The sequence below is a fragment of the Bradyrhizobium sp. MI1.3 genome (assembly GCF_055811695.1).
Genome location: NZ_JBVVPQ010000029.1, coordinates 1 through 14,519, shown reverse-complemented (window position 1 = coordinate 14,519; position 14,519 = coordinate 1). Strand labels below are relative to the sequence as shown.

Sequence of the window (14,519 nt, the reverse complement as noted above, 5' to 3'; positions counted from 1 at the left end):
CACAAAATTGTTGCCCCCCCCCCCAAAAAAAACCCCGCATGGCGCCCGCCCTATACAAAAACCAAATTTTTCCGGGGGGGCCTGTGGGTTTTGTTGGGGGGCGCTCGAAATGACGAAGTCAGTGGACCCCTCGCAAGAGTCCCCCCAAACCCTACGCAAACTCCAAAATCAGCGCATCCACCGCGAGCGTCGCGCCGGCGCTGGCGTGGATCTTCTTTACGGTGCCGTCCTGCTCGGCGCGCAGAACGTTCTGCATCTTCATGGCTTCGACCACCGCGAGCGTCTCGCCGGCCTTGACCTCCTGCCCTTCCGTCACCGCGATCGAGACCACGAGGCCGGGCATCGGACAAAGCAGCTTCTTGCCGGTGTCGGCAGCCGTGGTCACCGGCATCAGTCGCGCCGAGGCTGCTTCCGCTTCGGTCCAGACATAGACCGGCACCTCGACGCCCTGATGCGCGAGGCGGATGCCGTTCGCGATCGGGCGCACCTGCACCGCGACGACGTGGCCGTCGATGGTGCCCTGCCAGACCGGATCGCCTGGCTTCCACGGCGACTGCAACAGATGCGCATTGCCGGCCCTGCCGTCGGCATCGAGGAAACGCACCGCGACCGCCTCGCCCTCGCGCGCGATCTCCAGCAGGATCTCCTGGCGGTCGAGCCAGACCGCACGGCGACGCTCGCGCTGCACGATGCGGCCGCCCATCTGACCCGAGATCTGCCGCTTGCGCTCGCCGAGCACGTGATCGATGGCGGCGCCGACCGCGGCAAGCCGCCGTGCGACCTCGCCTTCCGGCACGCGCACGGCAAAGCCCTTGGGGAATTCCTCGGCGATGAAGCCGGTGGAGAGCCGGCCTTCGCGCCAGCGCGGATGATGCATCAGCGCCGACAGGAACGGGATGTTGTGACGGATACCGTCCACGTAGAACGAGTCCAGCGCGGTGGCCTGCGCCTCGATCGCGGCCGCGCGCGACGGCGCGTGGGTGACGAGCTTGGCGATCATCGGATCGTAATGGATCGAGATCTCGCCGCCCTCCTGCACGCCGGTGTCGTTGCGCACGGTGATGCCGTCCTGGCTCGCTTCCGCCGGCGGACGGTATTTCACCAGACGACCGATCGAGGGCAGGAAGTTGCGGAACGGGTCCTCGGCGTAGAGACGCGACTCCACTGCCCAGCCCGTCAGCGTGACGTCCTTCTGCGTGATCGCGAGCTTCTCGCCGGCGGCGACGCGGAGCATCTGTTCGACGAGGTCGACGCCGGTGACGAGCTCGGTAACGGGATGCTCGACCTGGAGGCGCGTGTTCATCTCGAGGAAGTAGAAGCTCTTGTCCTGCCCCGCGACGAATTCGACGGTGCCGGCGGAGTCGTAATTCACCGCCTTAGCGAGTGCGACCGCCTGCTCGCCCATCTTGCGGCGGGTGGCTTCGTCGAGCAGCGGCGACGGCGCTTCCTCGATAACCTTCTGGTTGCGGCGCTGGATCGAGCATTCGCGCTCGCCGAGATAGATCACGTTGCCGTGCTTGTCGCCGAGCAGCTGGATCTCGATATGGCGGGGATCGACAATGAACTTCTCGATGAAGACCCGGTCGTCGCCGAACGAGGCCTTGGCCTCGGCCTTGGCGAGGTTGAAGCCCTCGGCGACCTCGGAGGTCGAATGCGCGATGCGCATGCCCTTGCCGCCGCCGCCGGCGGAGGCCTTGATCATCACGGGATAGCCGATCTCGTCGGCGATCTTGACCGCGTGCGTGGCGTCCTCGATGACGCCGAGATAGCCGGGCACGGTCGAGACTTTTGCCTTCGCGGCAGCCCTCTTGGATTCGATCTTGTCGCCCATCGCCGCGATCGCGCCCGGGTTAGGGCCGATGAAGACGATGCCGGCCGCCTCCAGCGCGCGCGGAAACGCCTCGCGCTCGGACAGGAAGCCGTAACCGGGATGCACCGCCTCGGCGCCCGTCTTGCGGCAGGCCTCCACGATCTTCTCGATCACCAGATAACTCTCGGCCGCAGCTGGCGGCCCGATCAGCACGGCCTCGTCGGCCATCTCGACATGGAGAGCGTCGCGGTCGGCCTCAGAATAGACCGCGACCGTCTGAACTCCCATGCGGCGAGCGGTCTTGATGACCCGGCAGGCGATTTCGCCGCGATTGGCGATCAGAATGCGTTTGAACATGCTTTTCTTGAGTCTCGACCTTGGGCGGGACCCTTCCCTGGCCGTTGGAGCCTATGGGATGGGCCGTGTGGCTCCCGTGGTACATCAAAATAGGCCGGAGGCAACGGTCAAAATCCGGCCCCTCTGGCGTACCAGCGCAAGACCGAAGCAAGACCGAAACGGGCTTTGCAGGCTCCCGGACGGCCTACGGCTTCCCGGCCTTGCCCACGTTCCGGACCAGGCCGTGAATGAAGCCGAGCTTGTCGACGACGACCGGCGAGAGGAGGAACGGATAGAGGTCGCGCATGCCCATGGCGCGGTTGACGCTGTTCATGGCGAAGGTGAAGGGCAGCCATGCGTTGACGATCGCCTCGACGTCCCTCGCTTCGTAAGGGTTGAAGCGGATGCGCGTCGTCAACTCCCCGTCGCGATCCACCTTGGGCCGCACCTCCATGCCGAACTCGCTAGCCATCTCCAGGGTGTCGACGATGTGAAGATAGTGCGCCCAGGTCTCGGCGAAATCTTCCCACGGATGCGTGGTCGCGTAGGCCGAGACGTAGTTCTGCTGCCAGTCCGGCGGGGCGCCTTCGGCATAGTGGCGCTGCAAGGACTGGCCGTAATCGGCGGAATCGTCGCCGAAGACGGCGCGGCATTCGTCCAGCTTGCCGCCGTCGCGCACCAGCACGTCCCAGAAATAGTGCCCGACCTCGTGGCGGAAATGCCCGAGCAGCGTCCGGTAGGGCTCGCCCATCTCCAGCCTGCGCCGCTCGCGCTCGATGTCGTCGGCCTCGGTCAGCGCGATCGTGATCAGGCCGTTGTCGTGGCTGGTCAGGACCTTCTGCCCGCTCTGCGGATCGTCGGCGAGGAAATTGAAGATCAGGCCATGTTCGGGATTGTCCTGCCGGGTCTGGAGCGGCAGCTTCCAGCGGATCAGGGAATAGAACAGCCGGTGCTTCGCCATCTCCAGCTCACGCCAGCCGGCGAGTTGCGCCTGATCCGACAGGTCCGGCACGACGCCGTTATGGCGGCAGGCGCGGCAATAGCCGGTGGTGTCGCCTGCATCCGTCAGCCAGTTGCACGCATCATGCTCGGCATTGCTGCACAGCATGCGACTTTCGCCCTTGGTCGCCAGCGTCTTCCAGGCCTCTCCGTCGGGCTCGATCGCCGACATCGTCTCCTTCTCCGGCAGGAACGCGACCCGATGGCCGCAGCGTTCGCAGGCGCGGTTCTCGAAATAGAGGACGTTGCCGCAGGCCTGGCAGACAAAAAGCTTCAAGATTTAGCCTCTTCGGAAAGGGAGCTTTTGGGAATGAAAGTTGTGGCGCCTCGCGGATACGCGCGCGGAGGGCTCATCGTTCCAAGGTTCGGAACAAATAGCCAGACTTGGCGTTCGTTGATGCCCACCATACTGCATTCGGCGACGCCTTTCTTTCCATATTCCTTTTGAGCAATGGCCATCACGCGTCGTCTGTGTGAATATCGGTCGGCCACGTGCGCTCCCGCATCACAACGGCCAACGCCTTGAACGATCCTTTGCCCGAGACCCTCGCCGCCGAAAGGCTGCGCCAGCACCTGGAAGATGTCGCACGCGAGCGCGACAATGCCTATCGCGCGCTCCAGGAACGCGAAGCCGAGCTTGCGCGCATCCAGCGCATCGGCAAGGTCGGCGGTCTCGAAGTCGACTTCCGCGAAGGCTTCAAGAACCGCCGTTCGCCGGAATATCTGATGCTTCACGGCCTACCGCCGGAAGCTGCCGGCGAGTCGCACGAGGATTGGATCAATCGCGTTCATCCCGACGACCGCGACGCTACGGTGAAGCACTTCATCGATGCGCTGTCCGGCACGAGCGAGGACTACACCGCCGAATACCGCATCATCCGTCCCAGCGACGGCGAGACCCGCTGGATCCGAGTCGTCGCCAAGATCGAGCGCGATCGTGACGGCCGTGCCCTCCGCCTCGTGGGCGCCCATATCGACGTCACCGACCAGATGCTGGTGCGCGAGACCCTGCGCGAGAGCGAGGAGCGCTTCCGGCTGATCGCCGACAGCGCGCCGGTGCCGATCTGGGTCACCAAGCTCGACCGCACACGGTCCTTCGCCAACCAGGCCTATGTCGATTTCGTCGGCCTGCCCTACGACCAGGCCATCTCTTTCGACTGGCGCAAGGTGCTGCATCCGGACGACCTGCCGCATGTGCTGCAGCAATCCGTCCAGGGTGAAGCATCGCTCAAACCGTTCGTGCTGGAAGCCCGCTACAAGAATTCCGCCGGCGAGTGGCGCTGGCTGCGTTCGGAATCGCAGCCGCGCTGGGACCCGACCGGCAGGCATATCGGCTTCATCGGCGTTGCCCACGACATCACGGTGGCCAAGCAAGCCGAGATCGAGCTCCGGCAGCTCAATGAGACGCTGGAAGAACGCATCGTCGAGCGCACCGCCGAGCTCGAATCCAACGAGGCGCGGCTGCGCGCGATCCTGGAAACCAGCAACCAATATCAGGGCCTCGTCAATCTCAGGGGCGAGCTGCTTTACGCCAATACGACCGTGCTCGACGCCATCAAAGCGAGCCCCGCGGACGTGATCGGAAAGCCGTTGTGGCAGACGCCCTGGTTCAGCACGACGGAGGGCATGAGCGCACTGGTGCGCGAGGCCTTCGATACCGTGCTCAAGGGCGAAGCCGTGCGGCTGGAGATGCGCCTGCGCCTTCCCATCGGCGAGCGCGATTTCGAGTTCGGCATGCGCCCGGTGCTCGACCGCCATGGTAACATCACCGGCGCAGTGCCCGAGGCTGTCGACATCACCGAGCGCCGCCGCGGCGAGGAAGCGCTGCGGCAATCGCAGAAGATGGAGGCAATCGGCCAGCTCACCGGCGGCGTCGCGCACGACTTCAACAATCTGCTCACCATCATCCGCTCGGCCACCGATTTCCTGCGCCGCCGCGAGCTGCCGGAGGAGCGCCGCCGCCGCTATGTCGATGCCATCTCCGATACGGTCGAGCGTGCCTCCAAGCTGACCGCCCAGCTGCTGGCGTTTGCGCGCCGGCAGCCGCTGAAACCGCAGATCTTCAATGTCGGCAGCCAGGTTGAAGGCGTCGCGCAACTGGTCCGGCCGCTGGTCGGTGCTCGCATCGAAATCGCGGTGGAGGTTCACGATGGCGACTGCTTCACGGTCGCCGATATCGCGCAATTCGAGACCGCGCTGATCAACCTCGCGATCAACGCGCGCGACGCCATGGACGGCGAAGGCCGCCTCACCATCGCGGTCCGGAAGGTTCAGGGCATCCCTAACCTGCGCGCGCAACCGGCGCGCGGCGGCGACTATGTCGCGATCTCGGTCGCCGACACCGGAAGCGGCATCGCGCCTGAAAACATGGAAGCCATCTTCGAACCGTTCTTCACCACCAAGGAGGTCGGCAAGGGCACCGGCCTCGGCCTGAGCCAGGCCTTCGGCTTCGCAAAGCAGTCCGAGGGCGACATCGCCGTGACGAGCAAGCATGGTGAAGGCGCGACCTTCACCATCTATCTGCCGCGGGCGCAAAGCCCCGCGACGGATCAGGAAGCCGCGGCGCTGACCTATGAGGCCGCGTCCACCGGGCGCGGCTATCGCGTGCTCGTAGTGGAAGACGACGACGAGGTCGGCCGGTTCTCCACGGAGCTGCTGGAAGACCTCGGTTATGTCGTCCGCCGCGCCGCCAACGCCAATGCGGCGCTCGCCATCCTCGGCGAGAACGAGTTCGCCGTCGACCTCGTCTTCTCCGACGTCATCATGCCCGGCATGAACGGCGTCGAGCTCGCCGGCATCATCCGCGAACGCTATCCGGGCCTGCCCGTCGTGCTCACCTCTGGTTACAGCAACGTTCTCGCTGAGAACGCCGATCGCGGTTTCGAGCTGATCCAGAAGCCGTATTCGGTCGAAGCGCTGTCGCGCATCTTGCGCAAGGCGATCACGGCAAAGCTGTCGATGGCGCGGTGAGAGTGAACATCGCGAGACGCCTCCACAGATTCCGTCATTGCGAGGAGCTCTTGCGACGAAGCAATCCGGAACTCGCTCCGCGGAGACAGTCTGGATTGCTTCGCTCCGCTCGCAACGACGGCGCTATCGCGGCGCCCTAACCCCACAGGCTTTTGAGCAACATTGTGGACTGAAGCTCGGGCCGAGACGCGGCAAATCGCAGATAGCCGTCCGCGCCCGCGGGGGAAGACATCGGCATCGGCTTCCGCTATCGCTCCCGAATGAAGCCTTCCCACTTCGAGGACTGACCGTGCCGTCTGACGCCATCCTGGCCTGGAGCATCATCGTCGCCGCGACCGCGGGCGTCATCATCCGGCCCTTTCGCCTGCCGGAGGCGATCTGGGCCGTCATCGGCGCCGGCGCGCTGGTGCTGCTCGGCCTGCTGCCGTGGCAGGATGCGCTCACCGGCATCGAGAAAGGCGTCGATGTCTATCTCTTCCTGATCGGCATGATGCTGATCGCCGAACTGGCGCGGCTCGAGGGCCTGTTCGACTATCTCGCAGCGCTCGCCGTGGAATATGCCGGCGGCTCGCCGCAGCGGCTGTTCCTGCTGATCTACATCGTCGGCACGCTCGTCACCGTCCTGCTCTCGAACGACGCCACCGCGATCGTGCTGACGCCCGCCGTCTATGCCGCGACGCGCGCAGCCGGCGCCAAGCCGCTGCCTTATCTCTTCGTCTGCGCCTTCATCGCCAACGCAGCAAGCTTCGTGCTGCCGATCTCCAACCCGGCCAATCTCGTCGTGTTCGGGGCCCACATGCCTGCGCTCACCGAATGGCTGCGCCTGTTCGCCCTGCCCTCGGCGGCCTCGATCCTGCTGACCTATGTCGTGCTGCGCCTGACCCAGCACCGCGCCCTGAAGGAAGAGACGATCGCGCGCAGCGTGCCGCATCCAAAACTCGGCCGCGGCGGCAAGCTGACGGCCATCGGCATCGCGGCGATCGGAATCGTGCTGGTCACGGCCTCCGCGCTGGACAAGCAATTGGGCCTGCCGACCTTCGTCTGCGGCGTGGTGACGGCCGCAATCGTGCTGCTGCTCAACCGGCAATCGCCGCTACCCGTGCTGCGCGGCGTCTCCTGGAGCGTGCTGCCGCTGGTCGGCGGGCTGTTCGTGATGGTGGAAGCGCTGATCAAGACCGGCGTGATCGGGCAACTCAGCGCGCTGCTGCATGAAGCTGTCGGGCAATCCGTGACGAAGGCGGCCTGGAGCGTCGGCATCGCCACCGCGGTCGCCGACAACATCGCCAACAATCTTCCCGTCGGCCTCGTTGCGGGCTCGGTCGCCGCCAGCGATCATTTACCCGCGCCGGTCGTCAGCGCCATCCTGATCGGCGTCGATCTCGGGCCCAATCTGTCGGTGACCGGTTCGCTCGCCACCATCCTGTGGCTGGTGGCGCTGCGGCGGGAGAAGATCGAGGTCGGCGCCTGGCCGTTCCTCAAGCTCGGACTGCTGGTGACGCCACCGGCCCTGATCGCGGCCTTGGCGGCCGCGATCAGGTAGCTTGCGAGATCAATCGTTCTCGTAGCCGTAGACTTCCGGCAGGATGAAGATCGCGGCGAGCAATCCGATCAGCGGGAAGATCGCGACCATCAGCGTGGCATTCGCCTGCCCGATTGCAGCGAACACCGTCGGGAACAGGAAGATCGCGAGGAACGACGGCAACTTCACGAACATGTAGGCGAAGCCGCTGGCGGTGCCGCGGTATTTCGGCTTGGCGACCATGGTCGGGATCGTCATGCAGTTCGACGCGTCCCAATAATGGCCCCACAGCATGGCGGCAGCCGCGAACGGCAGCAGGATCTTGTTGTCGGTGTAGAGCGCGAAGGCGGCAACCAGCAGGGAGGCCAGCACGATCGAGAAGCCCGCGATCGAGATGCCGCGATGGCCGATCTTCGGCGTCAGCAGCGGACCGACCCAGCCCGACACGGCGGCGAAGGAGAACAGCGCCATCGTCACCAGATTGATGCCGAGCACGCTCGACACGCCGACCATCACAAAGAGCACCGGCAGGTAGAACGCGAAGGTCGAGAACTCGCTGGCCTGCGCGAAGCAGGCGATCCAGCCGTAGATCGTGGCGCGCCAGCGGATCGGATCCTTCTTGAGGTCGGCGAGGAAGGCGCGGGTGGAGACCTTGGGCACCTCCACGTCATGGTCCGGCAGCATGGCGAGATCGTCGTTGAACATCTCGCGCGCGACCTGCTTGGCTTCGCGGTAGCGTCCCTTCTGCACCAGCCACACCGCCGTCTCCGGCACGTCGTGGCGCATCACCAGGATGATCAGCGCCGGCAGCGCCCCGAGGCCGAGCGTCACGCGCCACAGCATCTCGTGCTGCATGTCGATCAGCAGGAAGATCACGATGACGCCGATGGTGAGGACTTCACCGACCGCGAACATGAACTGCCAGCGGTTGCCCATGACCTCGCGCTCGCCCTTGGCCATGGATTCCATGATGTAGGTGTAGCCGGTCGAAATATCCGAGCCGAGCGGAACGCCGAGCAGGAAGCGGATCACGACGAGCCAGCCGACGCTGGGCACGAAGGCCTGCGCCAGCGCCAGCACGATGAACATCACCATCGTCACCAGGAACATGACGCGGCGGCCGATCTTGTCGGATAGCCAGCCGCCGAGCAGTGCGCCGATCATGGCGCCGCCTTGCGTACCGGCGGCGGCCAGGCCCAGCATCAGCGGATCGGGATTGTACTGCTCCTTGATGAAGATCAGCACGAAGGCGATCGAATAGAGATCCCAGGCTTCGACCAGGATCGAGGCCATCATCAGCCAGCCGACCTTGTTGCCCTTGGGACTGTAGTTCGTGATGAGGTAGCGGACCGCGGCTTCGCTCGCGGTCGGTTGTGGCATCGCCATCGTCGACATCTTTGGTCCTCTCTTCAAAACTTTCTAAAGCGCGATGAGATCAGGATCGTCATCGCGTTTTGGCCTAATTGTTTGAGCATGATCTCTTCGGAAAGCCGCTGCACACTTTTCCGGATCATGTGCCAAGCAGCGGCTCGATGCTGCAATCGAGCAGGCGCGGGTCGATCCCGACCTCCATGCCGGTGAACATCTCGCCCATATAGTCGATCAGTGCATCGCTCGCCTTCACTGCGTCCTCGACGCGGCGGCTGGCGACCGCGGCGAGAATGGCGAGGTGATGATCGATCGTGCCTGACAGCTCGGCCTGTCCCGGCATGAACCGGTGGTGGATGTAGCCGATGCGCCGGTACAGCGTGTGCAGCGGCCGCAGCGTGTGCACCAGAAAGGGCTCGCCTGCCGCCTCCAGCACCAGCGCGTCGATGCGGCGGTCGATATGATTGAACTCGTCGAGGGTCAGACTGGCGCGGCGTTCGCGCAAAAGACGCTCGATGTGCAGCGCCTGATTGCGGTGCGAGAGGCTGGCGCGATCGGCCGCGAGCCGGATCACGAAGCGCTCCATGTCGCGGCGCAAGGCCAGCAGCATGCGCTCGCGTGCCAGATCGATCGGCGCAATGCGCAGACCGTGGCGCGGACGGATGATGATCAACGTATCGGCGGAGAGACGATTGACGGCGTGATGAACCGGCGTACGGCCGAAGCCGGTGATGTGCTGCAATTCCAGCATCGTCATGAACTGGCCGGGCTTGAGCTCGCAATGGACGAGCAGCTCTTCGATCCTCTGATAGGCCAGCTCGAAGAAGTTGAGACGGTTGCGCCGGGAGGGCTTGCCCTCACCGTCGTCATTCCTCACCACCTCGAGCGCGCGCTTGCGCGTTGCCATGTCGTCTCTCCCCTCAGCCCGCGCCGTCGTTGCAGGGCGGCGCCTTGTTGGTGATATCCCTAAAACATGTTGTGATATATTACAAGCGGGCGTAAGACTCCGCCCGTGCCCGCACCATGCTGCGGTGCAGAATGACAAACAAGATGGCGCTGCGCGCGCCTGCGATGGGAGGAGTATTGCCGTGAAGATCACGTCGATCGAGACGCTGCGCACCGAAGAATTCTCCAACGTCATCTGGGTGCGCGTCCACACCGACACGGGCATGATCGGCCTCGGCGAAACCTTCTACGGCGCCGGCGCGGTCGAGGCCCAGATCCACGACACCTTTGCCGGCCGCCTGCTCGGCCGCAATCCGCTGCACATCGAGGCGATCCATCGCGACATGCTGAACCTGCCGATGGCGCAGTCGTCCACCGGCGTCGAATATCGCGCGGCTTCGGCAATCGACATCGCGCTATGGGACCTGTTCGGCAAGGTCTGCAATCAGCCGGTGCACCAGATGCTCGGCGGCCTCTGCCGCGACAAGCAGCGCATCTACAACACCTGCGCCGGCACCCAATATGTCCGCTCCACCAATATCAGCCCGGTCGCGAATTGGAATCTCGGTGGCTCCAAGGGCCCCTACGAAGACCTGGACGGCTTCATGAACAACGCCGATGCGCTCGCCGAAAACCTGCTGGAAAGCGGCATCTCGGCGATGAAGATCTGGCCGTTCGATCCGGCGGCACAGGAGAACAAGGGTCTCTACATCTCCGCCGCGCAGATGAAGCAGGCGATCGAGCCGTTCGAGAAGATCCGAAAAGCGGTCGGCGACAAGATGGAGATCATGGTCGAGCTTCATTCGCTCTGGAACCTGCCGACCGCGAAACAGATCGCGCGCGCGCTCGAGCCCTACAAGCCGACCTGGTACGAAGACCCGATCCGGATGAACTCGCCGCAGGCCCTGGCCGAATACGCCCGCTGCACCGACGTCTGGGTCTGCGCCAGCGAGACGCTGGGCTCGCGCTTCCCCTACAAGGACATGCTCGACCGCGACGCCATGCATGTGGTGATGGCGGATCTGTGCTGGACCGGCGGCCTCACCGAGGGCCGCAAGATCGCGGCGATGGCCGAGACCTATCATCGGCCCTTCGCACCGCACGACTGCATCGGCCCGATCGGCTTCATCGCCGCCATCCACATGTCGTTCAGCCAGCCCAACACGCTGATCCAGGAATCGGTGCGCGCCTTCTACAAGGGCTGGTACAATGAGCTCGTCACCACCATGCCCACGATCAAGGATGGTTTCGTCTATCCGATGGAAGGCCCCGGCCTCGGCGTCGACCTTCTGCCCGCCGTATTCGACCGCTCCGATTTGACCGTGCGCCGTTCCAACGTCTGAGGATATTCTGAGATGAGCACCGCCCTCTTCGACCTTTCCGGCCGCACCGCGCTCGTGACCGGCTCCTCCCGCGGCCTCGGCCGCGCCATTGCCGAGGGCATGGCCAAGGCCGGCGCCAGGATCATCGTCAACGGCGTCGATCCCAAGCGCGTCGAGCAGGCCGTCGCCGAGTTTCGCGCCGCCGGCTACCTCGCGGAAGGCGCCGCGTTCAACGTCACCGACGAGCCCGCGATCGTCGCCGCCTTCAACGACTTCGACAACAAGGGCATCGCTGTCGACATCCTCGTCAACAATGCCGGCATCCAGCACCGCAAGCCGCTGGTGGAGTTCACCACCGACGAGTGGCGCAAGGTGATCGAGACCAACCTCACCAGCGCCTTCGTGATCGGCCGCGAGGCGGCCAAGCGCATGATCCCGCGCAAGCACGGCAAGATCATCAATATCGGCTCGCTCGGCAGCGAGCTCGCGCGTCCCACGATTGCCCCCTACACCGCCGCCAAGGGCGGCATCAAGAACCTGACCCGCTCGATGGCGGTGGAGTGGGCCCAGCACGGCATCCAGGCCAACGCGATCGGCCCCGGCTATATGCTGACCGACATGAACGAGGCGCTGGTCAACAACACCGACTTCAACAACTGGCTGATGGGCCGCGTTCCCTCCAAGCGCTGGGGCCGACCTGACGAGCTGGTGGGCGCCGCGATCTTCCTGGCGTCGGATGCTTCGACCTATGTCAACGGCCAGATCATCTATGTCGATGGCGGCATGATCGCTGCGATGTGAGCCGCGAAACGCTGAAGGGAGCCAACCATGCGCGCCGTCGTGATCCACGCACCGAAAGATCTGCGGATCGATCTCTATCCGGATGCAGCGCCCGGTCCGGGTGAAGTCCGCGTCAAGATCGCGAACGGCGGCATCTGCGGGTCCGATCTGCACTACTATCATCACGGCGGCTTCGGCGTCGTGCGCATCCAGCAGCCGATGACGCTCGGGCACGAGATCGCGGGCGTCGTCGCAGCCGTCGGTGACGGCGTCACGAACGTGAAGCCGGGCACCCGCGTCGCGGTCAATCCGAGCAAGCCGTGCGGCCAGTGCCTGCATTGCCAGGAAGGCATGCGCAACCAGTGCCTCGACATGCGCTTCCTCGGCAGCGCGATGCGCTTTCCCCATGTGCAGGGCGGGTTTCGCGAATTCATCACGGTCGATGCGGCGCAGGCCGTTCCGATCGCCGACAAGCTGTCGCTGGCGGAAGCCGCGGTCGCCGAGCCACTCGCGGTGTGCCTGCATGCCGGCAAGCAGGCCGGGCCCCTGCTCGGCAAGCGCGTGCTGATCACCGGCTGCGGCCCGATCGGTGCGCTGATGATTTTGGTGTCGCGCTTCGGCGGCGCGGCCGAGATCGTGGTCACCGATGTCGCGGAGGCGCCGCTTGCGGTCGCCAGGAAGCTCGGCGCCACTCACGCCATCAACGTCGCGGCCGATGCCGCCGCGCTCGATCCCTGGCGCGCCGGCAAAGGCGTGTTCGACACGCTGTTCGAAGCCTCCGGCAATCAGGCCGCGCTCCGGACCGCGCTCGATGTGCTCAGGCCCGGCGCCACGCTCGTGCAGCTCGGGCTCGGCGGCGAGATGACGCTGCCGATCAACTCCATCGTCGCCAAGGAATTGCAGCTCCGCGGCACCTTCCGCTTCGATCCCGAATTCGAGCTGGCGGTGCGGCTGATGGGCGAAGGTCTGATCGACGCCAAGCCGCTGATTACGGCAACCATGCCATTCGAGAATGCGGTCGCGGCGTTCGAGCTCGCCAGCGACCGCTCGCAGTCGATGAAGGTGCAGCTGACGTTCTGAGCTAGTGGCTCTCGATCAACCGGTCGCTGACCAGCCGCACCGCGCCCCGCTTCCACGAATAGTCCGCGCCCAGGCGCAGGCCGCTGTCGCCGCGTGCCAGCACGGCGCCGGTTCTGGCGTCGCGCACCTGGAAGCCCAGCGTGTATTCGGTGCGGCTGACCCGCCGCACCACACCAATGAGAGACTGATCCGCACCGAGCCCTTGCGCAATGGCAGCCTCACAGCCGCCGCAGTCGCGTAGAGCGCGCGCCTTCACCGCCTCCTCGTTGGCCCTGCCGACATCGACGACGCGGTAGCGGCCGGATCGGCCGAGGGCGTCGCGGACGCTGCCGGTCACGTCGGCCAGATAGGATGCATCAGCGGCCGCGAGGCCGGCGGCCGGCGCCGCGGTGTTGTCGTCAAGCTCGAATTCGAACACGGCCAGTGCGATCGGCGCGGGTGTGGCGAGTGCGGCCATGATCTCGCGGGATACGAACATCTCGGCGCGCTCCCAGGATTCATCATTGTCCCCGCGGAAGGTGTAGAGCTTGTCCATCACGATCTTTTTGGCACTGACGTCGATCACGGCGACCTTGGCCCATTGCACCAGCGTGCTCGTCTTCTGGATGCCGCCGATCACCTTGAACGCGGCGCCGTCCTGGGCCGAGGGCACGAGCCGGTAGCGCCGGTCTCCGCCGATGTCTTGCCGGAGCGCGGCCATGAAGGCCGCCAGCCGTCGCTCGTGGGCGGCGGTCTGGTTGGCGGGCTCCGCCGACGTATCGGTATAGCTGAAGTCGTCCATGGCGATGCCGATGGCGGTTTCGGCGCCGGCCGGCGCATGAAACGCCGGAATTAGGAGAAGGAGACAGACTGAGAGGATCAACCGGCGCAGGTGCATAAACGTGCCTCGTGTGACGGTGCGGCGCGCCAATCTGGACGGCGCAATTAAGCCATGCAGCGGCGCCGGTCCCGGCGATGGCCGGGAAAATTTCACGACGGTGCACCGCACTCACGCCTGGCGGCTTTGCGCCGGATGCGTTCTGCCGTTTAATGCGGACGCGACAAACCCGTTCGCACCAGGTGCCCGCCGATGTGGAACCGCTCGAGGTTCGATCTCAAAGTCCGTCTGACGTTGCGCGTGGCCGCGATATCGGCCGCCTGCTTCGCCGCGATCTCCGCTTATTTCCTGATTACGGCCGACCGCGCGGCGCATGCGCGCCTCGACGATATCGCCGCGATCGTGGCCAAGACGCTGGAGCTGCAGCAGGGCAAGATCCAGTGGGTGGCGAGCCCCCGCTCGGACTTTCCCAACCTCGACCCCGTTTCGGCTTATGTGATGACGCCCGGCCTGTGCCTGGCGTTCCGCGGCACGAGCGGCGACATCCTCCAGCGTTTCTGCAGCGGCGCGCCC

The 14,519-nt window shown here is 65.1% G+C and carries 11 protein-coding genes and 1 pseudogene; 6 read left to right on the top strand and 6 right to left on the bottom strand.

The features are described from left to right. Positions 1-151: 151 nt before the first annotated feature. The 3 genes from AC0L3A_RS21540 to AC0L3A_RS21530 form a co-directional block, all read right to left on the bottom strand. Positions 152-2,167, bottom strand: a complete 2,016-nt coding sequence (locus AC0L3A_RS21540) for an acetyl-CoA carboxylase biotin carboxylase subunit (RefSeq protein WP_473255152.1) — start codon at positions 2,165-2,167, stop codon at positions 152-154. Between the two features lie 184 nt (positions 2,168-2,351). Continuing rightward, positions 2,352-3,422 (bottom strand): zinc-binding metallopeptidase family protein, encoded by a 1,071-nt coding sequence (locus AC0L3A_RS21535; protein WP_473255151.1) that lies wholly within the window; start codon positions 3,420-3,422, stop codon positions 2,352-2,354. Further along, complete coding sequence (locus tag AC0L3A_RS21530) at positions 3,419-3,604, bottom strand: hypothetical protein (protein WP_354201856.1); 186 nt, start codon at positions 3,602-3,604, stop codon at positions 3,419-3,421. Before AC0L3A_RS21530 ends, AC0L3A_RS21535 begins: the two co-directional genes overlap by 4 nt. A 33-nt stretch (positions 3,605-3,637) precedes the next feature. On the opposite strand from AC0L3A_RS21530, the gene AC0L3A_RS21525 reads away from it, so the two are divergent. Both AC0L3A_RS21525 and AC0L3A_RS21520 read left to right on the top strand, forming a co-directional pair. Continuing rightward, the gene (locus AC0L3A_RS21525) at positions 3,638-6,115 is read left to right on the top strand and encodes a PAS domain-containing hybrid sensor histidine kinase/response regulator (protein WP_473255150.1); all 2,478 of its coding nucleotides are present in this window, start codon (positions 3,638-3,640) and stop codon (positions 6,113-6,115) included. Positions 6,116-6,404: 289 nt separating this feature from the next. Then, a complete protein-coding gene (locus tag AC0L3A_RS21520; RefSeq protein WP_473255149.1) occupies positions 6,405-7,655 on the top strand; it encodes an arsenic transporter in 1,251 nt (416 codons plus the stop codon). A 9-nt stretch (positions 7,656-7,664) separates the two neighbouring features. Here the strand turns inward: AC0L3A_RS21520 and AC0L3A_RS21515 are convergent, their stop codons facing one another. Then, positions 7,665-9,029 carry an MFS transporter gene (locus AC0L3A_RS21515; protein WP_007603148.1) on the bottom strand — a complete coding sequence of 455 codons (1,365 nt, stop codon included), beginning with the start codon at positions 9,027-9,029 and terminating at the stop codon, positions 7,665-7,667. 115 nt (positions 9,030-9,144) lie between these two features. Then, entirely contained in the window at positions 9,145-9,909 is a 765-nt protein-coding gene (locus tag AC0L3A_RS21510; protein ID WP_219684005.1) for a GntR family transcriptional regulator, read from the bottom strand. Positions 9,910-10,090: 181 nt separating this feature from the next. On the opposite strand from AC0L3A_RS21510, the gene AC0L3A_RS21505 reads away from it, so the two are divergent. The 3 genes from AC0L3A_RS21505 to AC0L3A_RS21495 are packed head-to-tail and all read left to right on the top strand — an operon-like array spanning position 10,091 to position 13,129. After that, positions 10,091-11,290, top strand: a complete 1,200-nt coding sequence (locus AC0L3A_RS21505; RefSeq protein WP_007603145.1) for a mandelate racemase/muconate lactonizing enzyme family protein — start codon at positions 10,091-10,093, stop codon at positions 11,288-11,290. Between the two features lie 12 nt (positions 11,291-11,302). Beyond that, entirely contained in the window at positions 11,303-12,070 is a 768-nt protein-coding gene (locus AC0L3A_RS21500; protein ID WP_219684007.1) for an SDR family oxidoreductase, read from the top strand. 27 nt (positions 12,071-12,097) lie between these two features. Continuing rightward, the gene (locus tag AC0L3A_RS21495; protein ID WP_473255148.1) at positions 12,098-13,129 is read left to right on the top strand and encodes an L-idonate 5-dehydrogenase; all 1,032 of its coding nucleotides are present in this window, start codon (positions 12,098-12,100) and stop codon (positions 13,127-13,129) included. Position 13,130: 1 nt separating this feature from the next. On the opposite strand, the gene AC0L3A_RS21490 is transcribed toward AC0L3A_RS21495, so the two are convergent. Continuing rightward, complete coding sequence (locus tag AC0L3A_RS21490; protein ID WP_473255147.1) at positions 13,131-14,006, bottom strand: DUF3280 domain-containing protein; 876 nt, start codon at positions 14,004-14,006, stop codon at positions 13,131-13,133. Positions 14,007-14,198: 192 nt separating this feature from the next. On the opposite strand from AC0L3A_RS21490, the pseudogene AC0L3A_RS21485 reads away from it, so the two are divergent. Then, positions 14,199-14,519, top strand: a pseudogene (locus tag AC0L3A_RS21485) (histidine kinase); the annotation flags it as partial.